We start from the raw sequence: 18,248 nt of genomic DNA on the forward strand, positions 1-18,248 counted from the left end.
CCTCTGGGGCATGGACGAGGTCCTTTCGCTGCTCACTGCGGGTCCCCGCCGACGAGGCCGGACAGCGTGCTCAGTTGTGCGGTCATCAGCTCGTGGGCGCCGTCGACGAGTTCCTCCATGGAGGCGAGCTGCTGTCCGGCGACGGCGGTGAAGGTCCGCGCTGCGCTGCTGGGCTCCGGGGCGGCCGTGGGCCCGATCGGCCCGGACACGGCGCCCGCCGGCGGGGGCGTTCCCTCCACCGGCCTCTCCACCCGGGTGAGCCGGGGCAGTTCCGGCGTCGGGTACGGCTCGCGGCGGAAGGGATAGCCGGGCAGCCGAACCCGGCCGCCGCCCGTCCCCATGGTTCGCCAGTCAAGGCTCAGGCCACGGCGGTACAGCTCCGCCAGCGCCTCGTGCAGCCCGCCGGCACCGGCCGGCTCCCCCGACTGGGTCGCGATCCAGTGAGTGCCGGGCAGCGCCGTCCGGCCCAGCGACGTGAGTACGCCCGCGGGCCCGAGCTCCAGAAAGTCGACGTGGCCCAGCGCGTGCACAGCGGCCACGGTCCGCTGGAACAGCACCGGCCGGCGCGCCTGACGCACCAGGTGTTCCGCGTCCACGACGGACCCCGCGGGCAGCACCTCGCCCCGCGCGCCGGCGCCGCACGGCAACCGCAGCGGCGTGAACGTGAGGGAGTCGGCGGCCTCCCTCAGCGCGGGAAGCACCGGGTCGAGCAGCGCGGAGTGGAAGGCGCGATCCCCGTCGAGCGGCCGGCAGGCGGTGTCCTCCCCGGCCAGCACCCGGTGGGCGGCCGCCTCGATGGCCTCGGGGTCACCGGACAGCACGAGAGAACGCGGCCCGTTGACCGCGGCGATCTCCACCGGCAGCCCGGCGCACAGCTCCCTCACGGTGTCGGCGTCGCTGTGCACGGCCAGCATGCGGCCGGGAGCGGCGGCCCTCATGAGGTTGCCCCGCGCGGTGGTGAAACGCAGCCCGTCGGCGAGTGAGAAGGCACCCGCGGTGCAGAGCGCTGCCATCTCGCCGAGGCTGTGCCCGAGCACGCACTCGGGCTCGACCCCGAACTGCCGCCACAGCCGCACGAGTGCCATCTGCAGCGCGAACTGGGCTGCCTGCGTGACCACTCCCGCACCGTCCGAAGGCGGCGTCAGGAGTACGTCGAGCAGGCTGCCCTGTGCCTCCTCCTGCCGGTACGTCTCCTCGCACTCGTCCAGGACCTCGCGTACGACGGCGTACTGCCGGTACAACTCCCGTGCCATCCCCGCGGTCGCACGACCCTGCCCGGAGAAGGCGAAGGCGATCGGTCCTGCAGTGGCCGGCCGTTCCTCGTCGCGCAGCCGCAGGAACCGGTCGAGGCCGTCGGCCAGTTCCGCGGCGGTCCGGCCGTGCACCACCGTGCGGTGGGGATGGTGCGTGCGGCCCAGCGCCAGCGTGGTGTGAACGTCGGCGACGCCGAGCCCGGGTCGTGCTCTCAGCTCGTCCCGCAGTCGCGTGGCGACCTCGTGCAGGACCTCCTGGGACCGTGCGCTGATCGGGACCGGAAGCGGATGAGCGGGCTGCGGGCGGACCGTCGCCGCCGGCGGTTCCTCGAGGAGCACATGGGCGTTCGTACCGCCGAACCCCAGAGCGCTGACCCCGCCCCGGCGCGGCACGCCCCGCGGCGTCCGCCACTCCTCGGCGGCGGTGGCCAGGCGGAACGGGCTGGTCTCCCAGGGCAGCCGGGGACTTGGCCGGGTCACGTTCGCGGTGGGCACGATGATGCCGTGCCGCAGCATCAGCACCGTTTTGACGAGCCCCGCCATCCCGGCACAGGTGTCCAGGTGCCCGAGGCCGGGTTTGACGGAGCCGAGGGTGCAGAACGTGGTCCTGCCCCGCTGCGAGCGGTACGCCCGTGACAGCGCTTCGAACTCGACCAGGTCGCCCAGCTCGGTTCCGGTGCCGTGGGCTTCCACATGGCCGACGGAATCGACGTCGATGCCCGCGCGGGCCAGTGCGAGCCGGACGACCTCCGTGTGGCCCGGCACGCCGGGGGCGGTGAAGCCGGCCTTGGCGGCGCCGTCGTTGTTGACCGCGGAGCCCAGGACGACCGCCTGGATCTCGTCCCCGTCGGCCAGGGCCGCGTCCAGCCGCTTGAGCAGCACGACGGCAACGCCGTTGCCCCCGACCGTGCCGTCCGACGCGGCGTCGAAGGCCCGGCACACCCCGCTCGGAGACAGGATGAACTCCGGATCGGGCACGTACCCCGCGGTCTGTGGCAGATGCACGGCCGCGGCCCCGGCCAGGACCAGGTCGTTCTCGCCCGACAGCAGTGACTGGGCGGCCAGATGGACCGCGACGAGCCCGGTCGAGCAGGCGCTCTGGACGGCGACGGCCGCACCTGTGAGACCGAGGCGGTAGGCGACCCGGGTGGCGAGGAAGTCCTGCTGCCCGCCGATCAGCCCTTGCATCTCCTCCATGACGTTCGCCGAGGGCGCGACGCCGCCCATGCCGTGCCGGGCGAAGTACGGCAGAACGGGGCCGTACAGGTTCATCCCGCCGCCCGCGTACACCCCGACGCGACGGCCGTGGGCCTGGCCCGCGTATCCGCCGTCCTCCAGGGCGTGGGCGCAGCACTCCAGGAACAGCCGGTGCGCCGGATCGGTGAGAGCTGCCTCTTTCCGGCTCATCCCGAAGTGGTCCGCGTCGAAGCACTCGGCGTCGTCGACGAGTCCCGCAGCCCGCACCCGCCCGTCGTCGCCCTGCCCGCTGCCCAGGGTGCGCACGCTGCTTCTGCCGGCGCGCAGATTTTCCCAGAGCGAGGCGAGGTCCGGCGCGCCCGGCAGTCGCGCGGCCATGCCGATGACGGCGATCCGCCCGTCGGTGGCCGCCGGCGCGGACCCGGAACCATGGGGCCCCGGGTCCGCGCCGGGAGCGAGGTGTGCGGCGAGCGCGGCGATGCTGCTGTGCTCGAACAGAGCGGTGTCGTCCAGGGAGAGGCCGAGAGTGGCTTCCAGGAGGACCTTGACCCGCATCAGCGCCAGGGAGGTGAGTCCCAGGTCGAGGAACGAGACCTGCGGATCGGCCGTGCGGCCGATCACCTCCTCGACGAGCGCACCGATGCGCTGTCGCAGCTCCCGCTCGCTGAGCGCCTCCATGTCAGCGCTCCTCTGCCTGCGGGACGGTCAGCCGGTGCGCCACCCCGCGGATCGTGGGCGCGGCGAAGAAGTCGGCCACGGGTATGCGCTGCCCGAACTCCGTGAAGACGCGCTCCAGGACACGTACCGCCGACAGCGAGTTGCCGCCGATGTCGAAGAATGAGGTGTCCGGTGCGATCGGGTCGACGCCCAGCTCGACCGCCCAGAGCTTGTGGACCGTGAGCTCGAGACCGCTGAGTTCGAAGTCCGTTGCCACAAGGGTCGGTTCGGCTCGCAGGGTGAGCAGCTCGTCGCGGGCGAGTTTGCCGGTCGCGCCGTACGGAATCCGGTCGAGCCGCACCCAGGACTGCGGTACGAGGTAGTGCGGCAGTACCGCGGCCAGCTGTGCGCGCAGCGGGGCGCTCCAGTCGCCGTCGGGTGCATGCGCCGGCGAGAGCACCACGAAGGCGGCTAGTTCGGTGTCACCGGACTCGCCGGGACGGGCCAGGACGACGGCCTCGCGCACACCGTCGAGGCGGCCGAGCGCCCACTGGGCCTCCTCGGGTTCCACCCGGTAGCCGCGGATCTTCACCTGTTCGTCGATGCGGCCGATGTACTCGAGGACGCCGTCGTCACGCCACCGCACCAGGTCACCGGTGCGATAGCGCCGTTCGCCCGAGTCCGGCGCCCGAAAGAAGCTGCGCGCGGTGGCGTCGGGGTTGCCGTGGTAGCCATGTGAGACGGCGACACCGCCGATGACGAGTTCGCCGGGGACACCGAGCGGCACCGGCCGCCCCGAGTCGTCGACCACGACGAGTGTGACATTGTCCACCGGCCGTCCGATCGGTACCACCGTCTCGGTCGCCGGGTTCACCCGGTGCGAGGTGACCGCGACGGACGTCTCGGTGGGCCCGTACTGGTTGTACAGGCTCAGCTCGGGGCAGTGTGCGGTGAGTTCGCGCAGCTCGGGGGTGAGTGTCAGCTTTTCGCCGCCGATCAGCAACTGGCGCAGGGACGGCACCGCCTTGAGCTCGCGGGCCAGGTACTTGAGAGGGGTGAACGGCATACTCATCCGCTCCACCTCGAAGTGGCGCAGCTTCGCGGCGACGGCGGCCGGGTCGTAGCGGGTCTCGTCGTCGACGGTGATCAGCGCCTGTCCTGAGGCGAGGGTGGAGAAGATCTCCTGGACGCTCGCATCGAAGCCCGCCGAGGCCCATTGCGCGGTCCGCAGCGCACCGAGCGTGCGCAGTTGCCAGCGGATCAGGTTCACCGGGCCCCGGTGCGGGACGACCACCGGCTTGGGGCGGCCGCTGGAGCCCGAGGTGTAGATCAAGTACGCCGTGGCCTCGTCGTCCACGGTCCGGCCCAGCGGCCCGTCCGTGTCGCTGGGCGCCACGTCCTCCAGCCACTGCACCGGGCACGGCAGAGTGTCGGCCATGTCGCCGTCGAGCGTGCGGTCGGCGATGACGAGGCGGGCTCCGCTGTCCGACAGCATGAACGCGCGCCGTTCGACGGGCAGGGCCCGGTCAACCGGCACATAGGCGGCACCGCACTTGAGCACGGCGAGTACCGCCGTCACCAGACCCGGGCCGCGCGGCACGCTGACGGCGGCGACCTCGCCCTCGGCCAGGCCCCGGCCGGCGAGCCGCCGTGCGAGGCGGTTGGCCGCTGCGTCCAGCTGCGCGTAGGTGAGCGGGTCGCCCACGCCGGCCACCGCGAGGGCGTCCGGTGTCAGAGCGGCCTGCTCCTCGAACAGCCCGTGCAGGGTGGCGGGTTCGGTCTCCCTGCGCTCACCCTGGAAGCCGGCCAGGGTTCGCTCGTCACGTGCGGTCGGCGCCAGCAGCTCGCAGAGGGCGGCGCCCGGAGCATCGACCGAGCGGCGCAGCAGCTCCTCGATGTACTCGACGATCCGTCGCACCGTCGAATCGTCGAAGAGCCCGGCATCGTATTCGACGGTGCAGCGGATGCCCGCCGCCTGGTCGGTGAAGTAGAAGGTCAGGCCGAACGGTGCGTGCTTGCGCGGTACGTGGCGGAACTCTGCCGTCAGCCCGGTGTCCTCGAAGACGGAGTCCAGCTCCTCCTCGTACTCCACCGCTACCTGGAACAGCGGGTTCGCGCCACTGCTGCGGTCCGGGTTGACGGCCTCCACGATCTGGTCGAACGGGACACCCTTGTGGTCCATGGCCGCCGTGGTGCGGGCCTTGACACGGTGCAGCAGTTCCCGGAAGCCGATGCCGCCGGACAGGTCGAGCCGCAGCGCGACCGTCTCGACGAACATGCCCACCACGTCGGCCGCGTCCTCGGGCCGGTTGGTGACCGCCGTACCAAGGACGATGTCGTCCTGCGCGGCGAACCGGCCCAGGGTGGCGGACACCGCACCGAGCAGTGCCATGAACGGAGTGCAGCCCTCGGCCCGCGCGAGAGAGCGGATGCCGCCGCGCAGCTCGCCGTCGATCTCGTGCACCAGTGTCGCTCCGCGGACCTCGTGTCCGGCCGGGCGCGGCCGGTCGGTGGGCAGCGTGAGCGGGGCGGCGTCCGCCAGTTCCCGTTGCCAGTAGGCGAGTCCGTCGGCGGCGGAGTCTTCCTGCACGCTGGTGGGCCACGGGGGCAGTTCGGGCAGATCGGTGGGCTCACCCGGCCAGGCGCGGTAGTGGGCGGCGAGGTCGTGGCAGAGAATGCGGGTGGACAGGGCGTCGAGCACGGTGTGGTGAGCCACGAGATACAGCAGGTGGCGCTCTCCGTCGAGCCTGCCGATCCTGGCGCGCACCAGCGGGCCGGTGGCGAGGTCGAAGTCCGTCTCGTCTTCGAGGTCGCGCAGCCGCAGCAGCGCGGCTGTGTCGTCGAGGCCGGGCAGCTCCGTCACCGGGCAGTCCACCGCGACGGTGTCGAGCACGACCTGCTCCAGATGGTCCGCATGTTCCCGGAAGACGGCGCGCAGTTGGGGATGGCGCGCCACGACCCGACGCAGGGCGCCCCGCAGTGCATCGGTGTCGAGCGGGCCCTCGATGAACAGGGCCTTGGGCTCGTAGTAGGTGTGGCTCCCCGGGGTCATCCGGTCCAGCAGCCACAGCTGGCGCTGCAGCGGGGTGACGGGGGCGGTGCGGGGCGGCGCGGGCGGGACGGCCGGGACAGGAGCGGCTTCGGTCCGGGGCTCGGTCGACGCGGCGCGGAGCCGGCCGAGTTCGGGCAGCCCGCCGAGCATGAGCTCGGGAGGGACGCCGAAGTCGATGAAGCATCCGATCTCGTCCGCTCCCGCGGCCGTCAACGAGTCGAGTACCGGCCGCACTTCGGCGGCGTTGCCGATCAGGGCCCGGGTTTCGCAGTAGCGCTGGTAGGCCAGGTCGAGTACGTAGTCGAGGTCGTCCTGGTGGGTGGCCAGCAGGTCCACGTCGATGCCGAGGCTGTTGGCAGCGTTGTCAAACAGGTCGATCGAGGAACGCAGATAGTCGCAGAACGGCTTGCGGGCTTCTTGCCGGGCGCGTTCCGCGTCGGGCCCGAGATAGGTGTGCACCAGGACCACGACACGTCCTGTCGCGGGGTCGTGGCCGTGGGCCGCGCGGGCGGCACGGTAGCGGGCGATGTTCGTCGCAAGGTCCTCGACGCTCTGGGTCATGAGGTTGGTGACGACGCCGAGTCCCGCGCGTGCGGCCCGCTCATAGCTCTCGGGGTTGGACAGGACCGCGGCGAACAGCGGGACGTCGTCGCCCTGTACGGGCCTGGGATGCAGGCTCACCTCGGTCGGGCGGCCGTCGCCCGAGGTCATGGCCACCGACCGGCCGGACCACAGGCTCCGGAAGGTTTCGAGATGTTCGTACATGATGTCCCGCTGCCGGCCGTAGTTCTCCGGTGCCAGGACGAAGTCGGTGGAGTGCCAGCCGCTGGCGAAGCCGAGGCCGACCCGACCGCCGGAGAGGTTGTCGACGACTGCCCACTCCTCAGCCACCCGGATGGGGTTGTGCAGGGGCAGTACGACGGAGCCCGCGTGCAGTCGGATCCGGGAGGTGCGCGTCGCCAAGGAGGCCGCCAGGACGGAGGGGTTGGGGAACAGCGCACCGAACGAATGGAAGTGCCGTTCCGGCAGCCACAGGGCGTGGAAGCCCATCTCGTCTGCGTACTCCGCGGCCTGCAGCAGGTGTTGGTAGGCGACGGCGCTGTCGGGCGCGGGGTAGTCGCCGAAGAAGTAGAGACTGAAATCGGGGGATGTGCGCGCGGTGGTGCCGGCGGGCGCGAGGCCGGGTGTGCCGGTACGTAACGCCCGGGCCGGCAGGCGGCGGGTGGTCTCCGGGGCAGGCACAGGCTCGGCGGCGTCGGTCAGGTCCGTCTCGGGTGCGGGCCGTGCGGCGGGCCGGGCGGGCGAAACACCGACCGCCGGGCCGGGGTGCAGGCCCCTGAGGACCCTCAGCTGCTCGGTCGTCAGCTCGGAGAAGCGGGTCATCATCTTGCCCGCCAGCTGCAGCTGGTCAGTGAAGAGGGAGAGCGCGGACTCCAGGGCGTCGCCGGTCAAGACCGAAGGCGGCGCCGCGACGGGGGCGTGCCCAACGGGCTCCGCGGCCGCGGCCGCTGTCGGGACCTGAGCCGGAACGGCCGAGGCGGCCGACACAGCGGGAGCCGAACCGTTCATGGCACGACCTGCCACCGTTTCGGCCAGCTTCTGCGGGGTGTCGACTTCCGTGAACAGTTCACGCACTGACACCCGGACTCCGAACTCGGACTGCACGGCCCTGGCCAGCGCCATGAGCGACAGCGAATCCGCACCTGCGGCGACGAACGAGCGCTCGGCGTCGAGCTGTTCTTCCGGGAGGGCCAGCCGATCCGCGACAAGAGCGAGTACCTCGCCCGCGGTTACGGTCACCTTCGCTGCTCCAATCCTCGGACTGATGCCTCGCGTCGCCAGTAGCCGCCCAGGCCGTCGATGTCCTGGATGGGGCCCGTGATCCCGAACTGGGCCCCTTAGTCGTGCACGGCTTCGGCACACACGGGAATGTGGTGGCCGTCCACGATCACGGACCCGCCGGGCGAGAGCTTAGGTACAGGTGGACCAAGGTGTCCATCGTCGACTCGTACAGGTCGCTGTCCGGGCGCAGCACGGCAAGCCGGTCCGTCGGAGCGGTGGGCAGCCTGTCGCGGAACCAGCCAGGAACCGCACCTGCTGGTCGAACAGGTCGTAGCGCTCGAAGTTCCGGCGGACCGTGGGCAGATCCGTCGCCATGAGGTCGCTGTAGCGGTCGGAGGCGAACTCCCGGCCCCCACCTGGGTCGACGCGTCCGCCTTCGGCATGCCCTCGAAGGAGTCCGCCACCCACACGCACCGGTCGGTCACGCCGTAGGCCCTGAGCACGGCCCGCATCATGATGCAGGTCCCGCCGCGCCATACGCCGTTCTCCATGAAGTCACCGGGTACGCCGCCCGCGAGCGCCGTCTCCACGCAGTGCTCGACGTTCTCCGGGCGACGTACCCGGATCACGGTGTGTCTGGCTGCACCAGCGCAAGTACGAGCGGGGCAGGCGCCGGTACTTGGGCGAGGACGCCCTCAAGGACACCGGCAGCGCAGTGCTCTGGTGGCTCGCCGGGAACGACGAGCACGTGGAGCGTACGGTGAACGACCTGGCCGTGCTCGCGCAGCTCACCTCGGCGGCCAATGACACCGACATTCCCGAACGGCTTCAGGATCTGATCTCCTCGCAGGCCGGCGGGCCGGCGACGTCGGAGGTTCCCGAGGCGAAGCCACCCTCAGCGCCGCAGGGCCGGGACACAGCCACGATGCGTCTCTCCGACTTCCTCGACAGCATCGGTTTCACCGACGGAGATGTACGCCGCCCGGTGCTCGCGGCACAGATCGCCGGCCTCATCAAGGAGCAGAACCGCCGCGAGACCGCCGAGGTGATCCAGCACCACTTCGATCCGCCGGCGTCCCTCGCCCCGGACGACGACGAGGCACCTGCCGGCCTGCCTGATCGAAACAGTGCCGCCGAGAGCGCCGGGCCGTTGAACGGGGGCGTGGGCCACCGTCCGGTGCGGTGGTCGCCACCAGGCACCAAAGGGCAGAAGTCGCGTCACTCCTCGGGGTCTGCCTGTGCCAGGACCGCCTCCTCGGTCGACTGGTGGTGCGGTCCCGGTTTCCCGGCAGCGCCCCGGAGGCCGGCGCCCGCCGTCGGGGACGTGGCGGAGATGGGCTCAGGCCGTGCCGGCGGCGCCCCCGTAGCCGTGCAGGAACGCGTCGACCGCGCGGGTGACGCAGGCGCGTACCTGTGCCGGGGTCGGAGCGTGGCTGGCGTAGGGGCTGATGGTGATCTCGGAGTTGACCAGGGCGACGAAGTGAAGGGTGGCGCGGGCAGGGCTGGAGCTGCGCAGGAGGCCGGCGTCGGTGAGCTGGGAGAGGCGCCTGGACACCTCCTGCTGGACGCGGAGGGGCCCCGCCTGCTGCCAGGTGTCGATCAGGGCGGGCGGGAAGTGCTGCCTCTCGGCCTTGATCTGCCGGATCATCGCGAAGTGGTCGGGGAACTGGGTGCGCTGGCCGACGAGGGCGCGGCCGAGGGCGATCAGGTCGGCGCGGGCGTCGGTGCCGGAGAACTGTTCGGCCACCGTCGCGATGAAGGCGTCCGCGACCTGGCCGGCGCTGTCGTGGACGACCTCCGAGAAGAGGTGGTCCTTGCCCTCGAAGTGGTTGTAGATCGTGCGGGTGGACACCCCGGCCTCGGCGGCGATGGCCTCGATGCTGGTGCGGCTGTATCCCTCGCGGCCGAAGACGGTACGCGCGCCTTGGGTGATGGCCCGGCGTTTCGCGGCTCTGCCGCCGGGTCGGCCGAGGCGTGGCGGTGCGTCGGGGCCGGCGGGGGCCGCGGGTGTGGTGTTCAGGGGAGCCTCCGGTGGATCAGGGCGGCCCGTCGGCCGAATTGCCATGCAGCTTGCATTTTACTGAATTCTCCTTATCCGGGCATCTCCAGGACGGTCCTGCCCCGGCCGTGTCCGCCCTCCACGGCCCGGACCGCCTGCGGTGCCCGCTCGAACGGGATCACATGCGTCACCTTCGGGTCCAGGGCGCCGGTCCGGACCAGTTCCACGACCGCGCCCAGGATCGCCGGGTCGCGCACCGGCCCCACCGGTGCACCGCCGAGCGCGGCGACGGCGTCCCGGTCGGCGCCGCTCACCAGTTTCGTACGGTCCGCCAGGAGCGCGGCGCTCTCGTGCAGGGCCTCTCCGCCGACCAGGTCGAGGACGCCGTCCACGCGGCCCGGTGTCCGCGCGGCGAGGCCGGGTCCGGAGGCGACGAACCGTACACCGAGTTCCTCGACAAACGCCCGCTTGTCCTCGGCCGCCGAACCCACCACGGTCAGCCCCGGCCCCGCGGCGACCTGCGCGGCGGCCACGCCGACACCGCCCCCGACACCGGTCACCAGCAGCATCGCATCCGGCGGCAGGGCGAGTCGGCGAACTGCGCCGTAGCCGGTCGCGGCGGCGATGGGCAGGACGGCGGCGTCGGTCCAGGAGACCTCCGGCGGTTTGCGGACCGCCGCTCTCGCCGGCAGCAGAGCGTACTGCGCGTACCCGCCTGCCGTCGGGCCGCCGAGGACCGCGTCGCCCACGGCGAAGCCGGTGGTGCCGGGGCCGAGCGCGACGACCCTGCCCGCCGCCTCGCCGCCCATCACGGCGGGCAGGACGACGGCGGGCGCCCCGGCCGGACGGCGGCCCGAACGGCGTTTCCGGTCGACCGGGTTGACGCCGGCCGCGCGCACGGCGACCAGCAGGTCACCGGAGCCCGGAGCCGGTCGCGGAAGGTCGGCGAAGTGCTCGACCTCCGGTCCGCCGAAACGGTCGTACACGGAGGCCAGGGGCATGCGGCACCTCGACGTCTCTGTCCGGCTCCGTTCATTAATTGCCATACAGATTGCACTTTACCCAAGCCCCCGGTTAGGCTCCTCGAGGTTCGGTGGAGACCTGTTTTCCGCCGGTGGTACCGACGCGGTGAGCACAAGGAGCGCAACGTATGGGCAGCAGCACGGTCGCGATCGTCGGCGGCGGATACGGAGGGGCTGCGCTGGCCCGTGAGCTGGACCCGGACTTCGACGTCGTCCTGATCGACCCCAAGGACGCCTTCGTCCACGCGGTGGCGGCCCTGCGCGGGCTGGTCGACGAGGAGTGGGCCCGGCGGATCTACTTCGGGTACGACGGGCTGTTCACCCGGGGCCGTCATGTGCGGGGCCGGGCCGTGGCGGTGGACGCGTCAGGTGTCACCACGGCCGACGGCACGCGCATCGACGCGGACTACGTCGTCCTCGCCACCGGTTCGTCGTACCCCTACCCGGCGAAGCCGGACACCGAGGACACGGCCGACTCCGTGCTGCGACACACGGCCACGCGGGCCGAACTCACCGCATCGTCCCGGGTGTTGCTACTCGGGGCCGGTCCCGTCGGGCTTGAGCTGGCCGGGGAGATCACCGAGCGGTGGCCGCGGACGGAGGTGGTCGTGGTCGACCCCGCCGAGGACGTACTGGGCGGGCGTTACGCGCCAGAGCTGCGCGGCGCGCTGCGCGAGCAACTGGCCCAGCGGGGCGTGCGACTGGAGCTGGGCAGCGCCCTGACCGCTCCGCCGCCGACGCCCGCGGGAGTGCGCGAGCCGTTCTCGGTCACCACTGGGGCGGGCATACGGATCGACGCGGACCTGTGGTTCCGCTGCTACGGCATGACGCCGCTCAGCGACATGCTGGCCGGTGAACTCGCCGCCGCCCGGCAGCCGGACGGCCACGTGGAGGTCGACGAGCACCTGCGGGTGGCAGGCGCGCGGAACGTGTTCGCCATCGGCGACGTCACGGCCGTGCCCGAGCCGAAGCGGTCAAAGGCGGCCACCGAACACGCCGTCACGGTCGCGGCCAACATCAGGGCACTGGCCGCGGGGCGCCCGGTCGAGCAGACCTACCGGCCGGGGCCGGACGCGGTGCTCGTACCGCTGGGCTCGACCGGCGGTGCCTCGCAGGTGCCGGGCCCCGACGGTCCGGTCGTGCTGGGCGCGGCGGAGACCTCCGGCTACAAGGGCGCCGACCTGCTGCTCGGACGGTTCGGCGAGCTGTTCGGCGCCTCCACCTAACCTTTCCGGACACCCCCTGCGACCGTACAGCGCCGCTTCTCCGCCCGTCCGCCTGGCTACGAAAGGTCGTTGACCGATGTCGAACGGAACGCAGTCCTGGCCGGCAAGGTGGCCGTGGTCACCGGCGGCGCGGGAGGGATCGGTGTCGCGACGGTGGAGGCGCCGGCGGTCGCGGGGGCGCAGGCCGTCCTCGCGGACGTCGCGCACGACACGGCGAAGGCGGCCGCCGAGAAGCCGGCCGCGCAGGGGCTGTAGGTGGTCGGGCACGGCGTCGACATATCGTCCGAGGCGAGCGTCGAGCGGCTGGTGGACTTCGCCGCCGACACCTTCGCGGCATCGACGTCCTGGACAACAACGCAGCGCTGACGTCCGCGATCCGGCAGGACCGGGACGTCGTGTCGATGTCGGTGGAGCTGTGGGACCAGGTCCTCGCGGTCAACCTGCGCGGACCGATGCTGCTGTGCAAGCACACGGTTCCCGTGATGACCGAGCGCGGTGGCGGGTCCGTCATCAACATCACCAGCGGACAGGGCCTGTCCGGTGACCGGGTGTTGGTCGCCTACGGCAGCTCCAAGGGCGGGCTGATCGCGCTGACCCGGTTCGTGGCCGCCGCGTACGATGCGGACGGCATCCGCTGCAACGCGGTCGCGCCGGGGCTGGTCAGCCCGTCCAAAGGGCGAGGCCCGCCTCGATGATGGCGGCCTGCGGAGCACCCGCCCAGGCGTAGTAGCCGTCGGGGCGGACCAGCAGCGCCTCGTCGCCGCCGGTCAGGTGGGCGACGACCAGCCCGTTCCGGGCGAGCCCGCCGGCCTCCGTACCGGGCGGCAGGGCCAGCACAAAACGGCCCTCGCGCAGCACCTCGTACAGGCGCCCTCCGTCCAGCTCCAGGTCGGGGGCGCGCTTGCCAGTCAGGGGGTGCGCGTCTCTCGGGGCGGGGTAGGAGAAGCCGATGCCGGTGAACTCGCCGACGGCCTGCCGCGTCACCGGGCGTGCGTGGGTGACGACCAGCTTGCGTACGGTGCGCAGTCATGAACGTCGTCGTCATCACCGCCGTCCTGTCCGCCGTGATCTCGGCCGTCTTCACCGACAGCCGTACCTTCTACAACCTCTCGCTCCAGGGCAACGCGCCGAAGCTCCTCGGCACCGTCAACGACAGGACGTTCCGTCGAAGGCGGTCACGGCGGTGTTCGTGACGATGGCCGCAGGTGTGCTGCTCAATCTGCTGATGCCCGACCAGGTCTTCACGGTCTTCTCGTCCCTCACCGTCTTCGGCCTGATCTGCGCCTGGGGATCAATCATCGTCAGCCACTCAGGTTCCGCAGGAGCAAGGTCCTGAGCGGTCAGGCGGACAGCATCCGGTACAGGATGCCGCTCCACCCGTACAGCAACTACCTCGCCCTGGCGTTCATGGCCGTCGTCCTCGTCTGCGTCGCGATCCTCCCGGACACCAGGGTTTCGCTGGTCGTCTCCGGCGTCTGGGTACTGGTGGTACTCGCCGCTTACGCCTTCTGCACCAGGGGCCCGAAGGGGAAGTCGGCCGACGACCAACCGGTTCGGGAGCCCAGCTCGCCGGGGCCGGTGGAGCCGCTCCACCGCGCCGTGCCCGGCGTGGGCCATACAGATCAGTGATGAGGACATTCGGGTTCGTCTCCTACCGGCTCGCGCTGCGGCTCTCTACAGTGGCGGCGGTCCGCCGCCACCAGCCGCGCCGTCCGAGGAGCGCGGAGTCTCCTCGCGCAACCCGAACCCGCAGACCCGACCGCACATGTGGAGGAGAGCCGTGTACGAACTGCAGGCGCTGTTGGACGAGTACGACCGTGCCCGCGGGTACACCGACGAGCTGTGGCGGGACCTCACGCCGGACGAGGTGGTGTGGCGGCCGAGAGAGGACTTCAGCGCCATCGGCTGGCACCTCGGGCACCATGCGCACGTCGCCCACTTCCTGATCCGCAACCTCACGGCCGCCGAGCCCAGCCCGGATCCGGAACTGGACGGACTCATGAACTCGGCCAACCCGGAGAAGTTCCGCGGCGCTCTCCCGACGGTCGAGCGGCTCGCGGCCTTCCGGGAGACCGTCGCCGAGCGGGTGCACGCACGCATGGGTGACATCGCGGCCGGGAGGACCGGCGCGCCCACCCAGATGACCATCGTCGCGACGCATCTGCTGACCGCTCTCGTCAACCACGAGTACCAGCACGACCAGTGGATCGGCGAGGTCCGCGCCGAGCACCTCGGGCACGCACTGCCCGGCGACCCGGACTGCGACCTTGTGCGCCGTATCGACGGCTACCTGTGCCTGCACCCCTGTACGTGACAGGCGCGGCTGTAGACGATCCGGCACCTTCCGGACGTGACGTGAGGTGATGACAGTTCTTCCCCGGCTCCGTGCGGTGACCGCGGTGACGCGCTCCGCGCGAGCGGGGCGGGGTCTTCTCGCCCTGCTGTCGCTGCTGGTCGTGCTGAGTGCGTGGGCCTGCGGAACACGCATGCTCGACGTCGGCGCGGGCTTGTCGAGTCCCGGGGCCGTGACCGCCTCGGCGGATGCGGCGGTCCAGGGCCCGGGCGAGGCCACCGATCGGGTGCGACCGGGCTCCTCCCAGTGCGATGCACCCGGCACACCGCCCCCGTGCAGGAAAGTGCTCCTCGCCCAGCCGGACGTACGCCTCCTGGAGACGGCGGAGCCGGTGGCCCGGACGGCCGCCCTGGCCGCAACAGGGCTCGACACGGTCTCGGCCGACGTGTGCCGGGACGTGGTGACGTCGGGACTCTCCCCGCCGGCGGGACGGGCCGTATCCGACCGAATGCGGATCTAGGCCGGACGCTCGCGCGTTCCCCGCGCGCCACGCGCCGACCGGCCGTCCTTCGGTCACGGCCCGGCGCACGGCCACAGCGCCCTGCGCCTACCGCTGTCCGTCACTCGCACACCGAGCACGAGGTTGTCTCACGCCATGCCTCCTTCTTCCTCCCCCGCCGCGTCCCGCGTCCGCCGACGCAACCGCACACTCGCCGCCGCTGCCGGACTGACCGCCGTCGTCGCAGCGGTTCTCGCCCTCGCCCTCGACGACGGGCCGTCCGGCACCGCGTCGCAGGACTCCGCCGTCGCCGACACCGGTACGCCCGACGCCCAGTCGAGCGCCTTGCTCGCACTGGCCCGTCGGGACACCGACGACCCGCTGGCCGTGGGGGATGCCGACGCGCCTGTCGTCATGATCGAGTACTCCGACTTCCAGTGCCCGTACTGCGGGAAGTTCGCCCGCGACACCGAACCGGAACTGATCCGCTCCTACGTCGACAAGGGCGTGCTGCGCATCGAGTGGCGCAACTTCCCGATCTTCGGCGAGGAATCCGAACAGGCGGCCCGTGCTGCCTGGGCGGCCGGCCGGCAGGGCAAGTTCTGGGATTTCCACGACCAGGCGTACAGCAAGACACGCAAGAAGAACACCGGCGCCTTCTCCACCGACAAGCTCACCGCGATGGCCAAGGCCGCGGGGGTGACTGACCTCGCCCAGTGGCGCGCGGACATGGACTCCGACGCGGCGGCCACAGCAATCCGACAGGACCAGAACCAGGGCTACTCCCTCGGCGTGACCAGCACCCCCGCTTTCCTGGTCAACGACGTCCCCGTCCTCGGCGCCCAGCCGGCCGACACTTTCAAGCGGACCATCGAGGCGGCCGCGAAGGCCGCCCGGTGAACGGCGACGCGAGCCTGCTGGCCGCCTTCCTCGGCGGCCTGCTGGCCCTGCTCAGCCCCTGCAGCGCGCTGCTGCTGCCGGCCTTCTTCGCCTACTCCTTCACCAGCCCGGCCAAACTGCTGCTGCGCACCGGCCTGTTCTATCTCGGCCTGTGCACCACCCTGGTGCCGCTCGGCATCGCGGGCTCCTTCGCCAGCCGTCTCTTCTACAGCCACCGTGACTTGCTGGTCACCATCGGCGGCTGGACCGTGATCGCGCTGGGAGCAGCTCAGATGCTCGGGATCGGATTCGGAGTGCGCCGATTGCAGGAAGCCGCAGGTGCCCGCCGTTCCGGATCGGCCGTCTCCGTCTTCGCCCTCGGCACCGTCTACGGCCTGGCGGGCTTCTGCGCAGGCCCCATCCTCGGCTCCATCCTCACCCTCGCCGCCCTCGGCGGCCGGCCCGCCCACGGGGGCCTGCTGCTCGCGGTCTACGCACTCGGCATGGCAGTCCCCCTGTTCGCCCTGGCGCTGCTCTGGGACCGCTTCGGTCTCGGCCACAAACGCTGGCTACGGGGCCGCACCCTGCGGCTGGGACGCTTCTCCTGGCACACCACCTCCCTCGTCGGCGGCATCCTCTTCATCCTGCTCGGCGCGGTCTTCCTGCTGTTCGACGGCACGGCGGCCCTCCCCTCCCCGGTCAGCGTCGAGACGGAGGCAGGGCTGGAAGAACACCTCGCACGCCTCGGCAGCGCCGTACCGGACCGCGTCCTCCTGCTCGTCCTGGCCGCGGCCGCGGCGCTCACCGCCGTCGTCCTGCTGGCACGCCGAGACGGCCCCCGGCCGAAATCCCGCTCCGGACCATCCCGGCACGACCTCTGAACCCTGTCCGGCCACACCCCGCACGTCCTCTTCTCCTCTCTCGACACCACCCACTCAGCCGACCCGCCAAGGAGCGCCGACACGTGAGCACCCCACAGGACATAGCCCCGACGCTGTGGCAGGAGCAGGACCGGGTGCGCGCGGTGCAGAAGCGAACGGTCCGGGTCCTGTCCGCGGCACAGATCGTCGGCGGGGTCGGGGTGGGCGTCTCGGTGTCCGTCGGCCCCCTGCTCGCGGAGTCCGTGGCCCGGAGCGAGACCTACGCCGGACTGGCGCGCACGGCGACCACAGCGGGCGCCGCCCTGGTCGGCATACCGCTCGCCCTCCTCGCCCAACGGCGCGGTCGCCGGACCTCTCTCGGGGCGGGATGGCTCGTCGCCGCAGCCGGCGGGGGCCTGCTCATCGCCTCAGCGGTGATCAGGTCGATACCCCTGCTGATCGTGGGCATGCTGCTGTTCGGCGTCGGCAGCGCCACCAACCAGCAGAGCCGCTACGCGGCCGCGGACCTGGCCGCGCCGCACCGCCGGGCCCACGCGCTGTCCATCGTGCTGTGGTCCACGACCATCGGCTCGGTGATCGGCCCCAACCTCGCCGATCCCGGTGCCGCCGTAGCGTCGGCTCTCCACCTACCACGCCTGGCAGGGGCGTTCGTCCTGGCCACCGTCTGCACGGCGGCGGCATCGGCTCTGCTGTGGGGCCTGATGCGCCCCGACCCCCTCACGCTCTCCGGCCGGTACCAGGACGCCGACGCGCCCGGGGACGAGGACACGGGCCTCCCGGCGGCACAAGACGAGACCGGCGGGCAGAAGAAGGACCGGCAGAACGGGACCGTGCGCGCGGGCCTGCGGCACCTTCGCCACACCCCGCAAGCGGCCTTCGCGTTCGTGACCGTCGTCGTGGCCCACACGGTCATGGCCGCGGTCATGACGATGACCCCGGTCGACATGTCGGAGCACGGTCACGGGCTCACCGTGGTCGGCGTCACCATAAGCGGTCACCTGCTGGGCATGTACGCGTTCTCCCCGCTCGTCGGCCGGCTCTCCGACCGGATCGGTCACATGCCGACCATCGTGGCCGGGCAGGCGGTCTTCCTGGTGTCCGCCGCACTGTCGGGCATGGGCCACGGCTCGGTCGGCATGATGATGGCAGGACTGTTCCTCCTGGGACTGGGCTGGTCCTTCAGCCTGGTGGCCGGCTCGGCCATGCTCAGCGAGACCACGCCACTCGCCCTTCTGCCCGGCGTACAGGGCACCACGGACACCACGATGAACGTCGTCGCGGCCGTGGGCGCCGGCCTGGCCGGGCCCTTGATGGGCTGGGCCGGCTTCGGCGCTCTGAACGCCGTCGCCGCCGTCCTGGTCCTGCCCGTGCTCGCCTTCTGGGCGGCCCTGGTGCGCGCACGCTGAATCGACCACGAGCGTCGGCGGCCGTATGGCACCGCGCCCGCGGGCGACCGCCGCCGCACCCCTTCCCGGCCCCGTGCACAGCCCGGGCATGGCCGGTGGCCT

Annotated in this window: 16 protein-coding genes and 2 pseudogenes; 10 read left to right on the top strand and 8 right to left on the bottom strand. The window is 71.8% G+C overall.

Translation table 11 applies throughout. The features are described from left to right. Nucleotides 1–32: 32 nt before the first annotated feature. From HZS56_RS02980 to HZS56_RS03005, 7 genes and pseudogenes are all read right to left on the bottom strand, one after another. Nucleotides 33–3,128: a type I polyketide synthase gene (locus HZS56_RS02980; protein WP_216719073.1), complete on the bottom strand. Its 3,096-nt coding sequence runs from the start codon at nucleotides 3,126–3,128 to the stop codon at nucleotides 33–35. 1 nt (nucleotide 3,129) lies between these two features. Further along, complete coding sequence (locus HZS56_RS02985; protein WP_216719074.1) at nucleotides 3,130–7,959, bottom strand: non-ribosomal peptide synthetase; 4,830 nt, start codon at nucleotides 7,957–7,959, stop codon at nucleotides 3,130–3,132. A gap of 148 nt (nucleotides 7,960–8,107) precedes the next feature. Beyond that, nucleotides 8,108–8,194 (bottom strand): hypothetical protein, encoded by an 87-nt coding sequence (locus HZS56_RS39015; protein ID WP_374201065.1) that lies wholly within the window; start codon nucleotides 8,192–8,194, stop codon nucleotides 8,108–8,110. 172 nt (nucleotides 8,195–8,366) lie between these two features. After that, a pseudogene (locus HZS56_RS39020) lies at nucleotides 8,367–8,570 on the bottom strand (TylF/MycF/NovP-related O-methyltransferase); the annotation flags it as partial. Between the two features lie 266 nt (nucleotides 8,571–8,836). Next, nucleotides 8,837–9,163 carry a hypothetical protein gene (locus HZS56_RS02995; protein WP_216719076.1) on the bottom strand — a complete coding sequence of 109 codons (327 nt, stop codon included), beginning with the start codon at nucleotides 9,161–9,163 and terminating at the stop codon, nucleotides 8,837–8,839. 117 nt (nucleotides 9,164–9,280) lie between these two features. Further along, nucleotides 9,281–10,006 (bottom strand): TetR/AcrR family transcriptional regulator, encoded by a 726-nt coding sequence (locus HZS56_RS03000; RefSeq protein WP_216719077.1) that lies wholly within the window; start codon nucleotides 10,004–10,006, stop codon nucleotides 9,281–9,283. 26 nt (nucleotides 10,007–10,032) lie between these two features. Next, nucleotides 10,033–10,941, bottom strand: coding sequence for an NADP-dependent oxidoreductase (locus HZS56_RS03005; protein ID WP_216719078.1), 909 nt, complete (start codon nucleotides 10,939–10,941; stop codon nucleotides 10,033–10,035). Nucleotides 10,942–11,090: 149 nt separating this feature from the next. Here HZS56_RS03005 and HZS56_RS03010 point away from each other — a divergent pair, with 149 nt between their 5' ends. The 3 genes from HZS56_RS03010 (at nucleotide 11,091) to HZS56_RS03020 (ending at nucleotide 12,883) form a co-directional block, all read left to right on the top strand. Beyond that, on the top strand, nucleotides 11,091–12,188 hold the full coding sequence (locus HZS56_RS03010) for an NAD(P)/FAD-dependent oxidoreductase (protein ID WP_216719079.1): 1,098 nt from the start codon (nucleotides 11,091–11,093) through the stop codon (nucleotides 12,186–12,188). A 69-nt stretch (nucleotides 12,189–12,257) separates the two neighbouring features. Then, nucleotides 12,258–12,443 (top strand): hypothetical protein, encoded by a 186-nt coding sequence (locus tag HZS56_RS03015; RefSeq protein ID WP_216719080.1) that lies wholly within the window; start codon nucleotides 12,258–12,260, stop codon nucleotides 12,441–12,443. A 119-nt stretch (nucleotides 12,444–12,562) separates the two neighbouring features. Continuing rightward, nucleotides 12,563–12,883 (top strand): SDR family NAD(P)-dependent oxidoreductase, encoded by a 321-nt coding sequence (locus HZS56_RS03020; RefSeq protein WP_308407975.1) that lies wholly within the window; start codon nucleotides 12,563–12,565, stop codon nucleotides 12,881–12,883. Here the strand turns inward: HZS56_RS03020 and HZS56_RS03025 are convergent. Next, the gene (locus tag HZS56_RS03025; RefSeq protein ID WP_253913634.1) at nucleotides 12,849–13,172 is read right to left on the bottom strand and encodes an aromatic-ring hydroxylase C-terminal domain-containing protein; all 324 of its coding nucleotides are present in this window, start codon (nucleotides 13,170–13,172) and stop codon (nucleotides 12,849–12,851) included. The two genes, HZS56_RS03020 and HZS56_RS03025, sit on opposite strands and share 35 nt — an antisense overlap. A 44-nt stretch (nucleotides 13,173–13,216) precedes the next feature. Between HZS56_RS03025 and HZS56_RS39025 the strand changes: the two are divergent. The 7 genes and pseudogenes from HZS56_RS39025 to HZS56_RS03065 all read left to right on the top strand — a co-directional run bounded on the left by HZS56_RS39025 (nucleotide 13,217) and on the right by HZS56_RS03065 (nucleotide 18,146). Next, a pseudogene (locus tag HZS56_RS39025) lies at nucleotides 13,217–13,524 on the top strand (hypothetical protein). 29 nt (nucleotides 13,525–13,553) lie between these two features. Continuing rightward, complete coding sequence (locus tag HZS56_RS03040; RefSeq protein ID WP_216719083.1) at nucleotides 13,554–13,817, top strand: hypothetical protein; 264 nt, start codon at nucleotides 13,554–13,556, stop codon at nucleotides 13,815–13,817. Between the two features lie 151 nt (nucleotides 13,818–13,968). Beyond that, nucleotides 13,969–14,502, top strand: a complete 534-nt coding sequence (locus HZS56_RS03045; protein ID WP_216719084.1) for a DinB family protein — start codon at nucleotides 13,969–13,971, stop codon at nucleotides 14,500–14,502. 49 nt (nucleotides 14,503–14,551) lie between these two features. Next, entirely contained in the window at nucleotides 14,552–15,001 is a 450-nt protein-coding gene (locus HZS56_RS03050; RefSeq protein ID WP_216719085.1) for a hypothetical protein, read from the top strand. 135 nt (nucleotides 15,002–15,136) lie between these two features. Further along, nucleotides 15,137–15,880, top strand: coding sequence for a DsbA family protein (locus HZS56_RS03055; protein ID WP_216719086.1), 744 nt, complete (start codon nucleotides 15,137–15,139; stop codon nucleotides 15,878–15,880). Continuing rightward, nucleotides 15,877–16,740, top strand: a complete 864-nt coding sequence (locus tag HZS56_RS03060) for a cytochrome c biogenesis CcdA family protein (protein ID WP_308407969.1) — start codon at nucleotides 15,877–15,879, stop codon at nucleotides 16,738–16,740. Before HZS56_RS03055 ends, HZS56_RS03060 begins: the two co-directional genes overlap by 4 nt. Nucleotides 16,741–16,823: 83 nt before the next feature. Then, nucleotides 16,824–18,146 (top strand): MFS transporter, encoded by a 1,323-nt coding sequence (locus HZS56_RS03065; protein ID WP_308407970.1) that lies wholly within the window; start codon nucleotides 16,824–16,826, stop codon nucleotides 18,144–18,146. The last annotated feature ends 102 nt before the right edge of the window (nucleotides 18,147–18,248 follow it).

The organism is Streptomyces mayonensis (assembly GCF_018982965.1).
Lineage (GTDB): Bacteria > Actinomycetota > Actinomycetes > Streptomycetales > Streptomycetaceae > Streptomyces > Streptomyces mayonensis.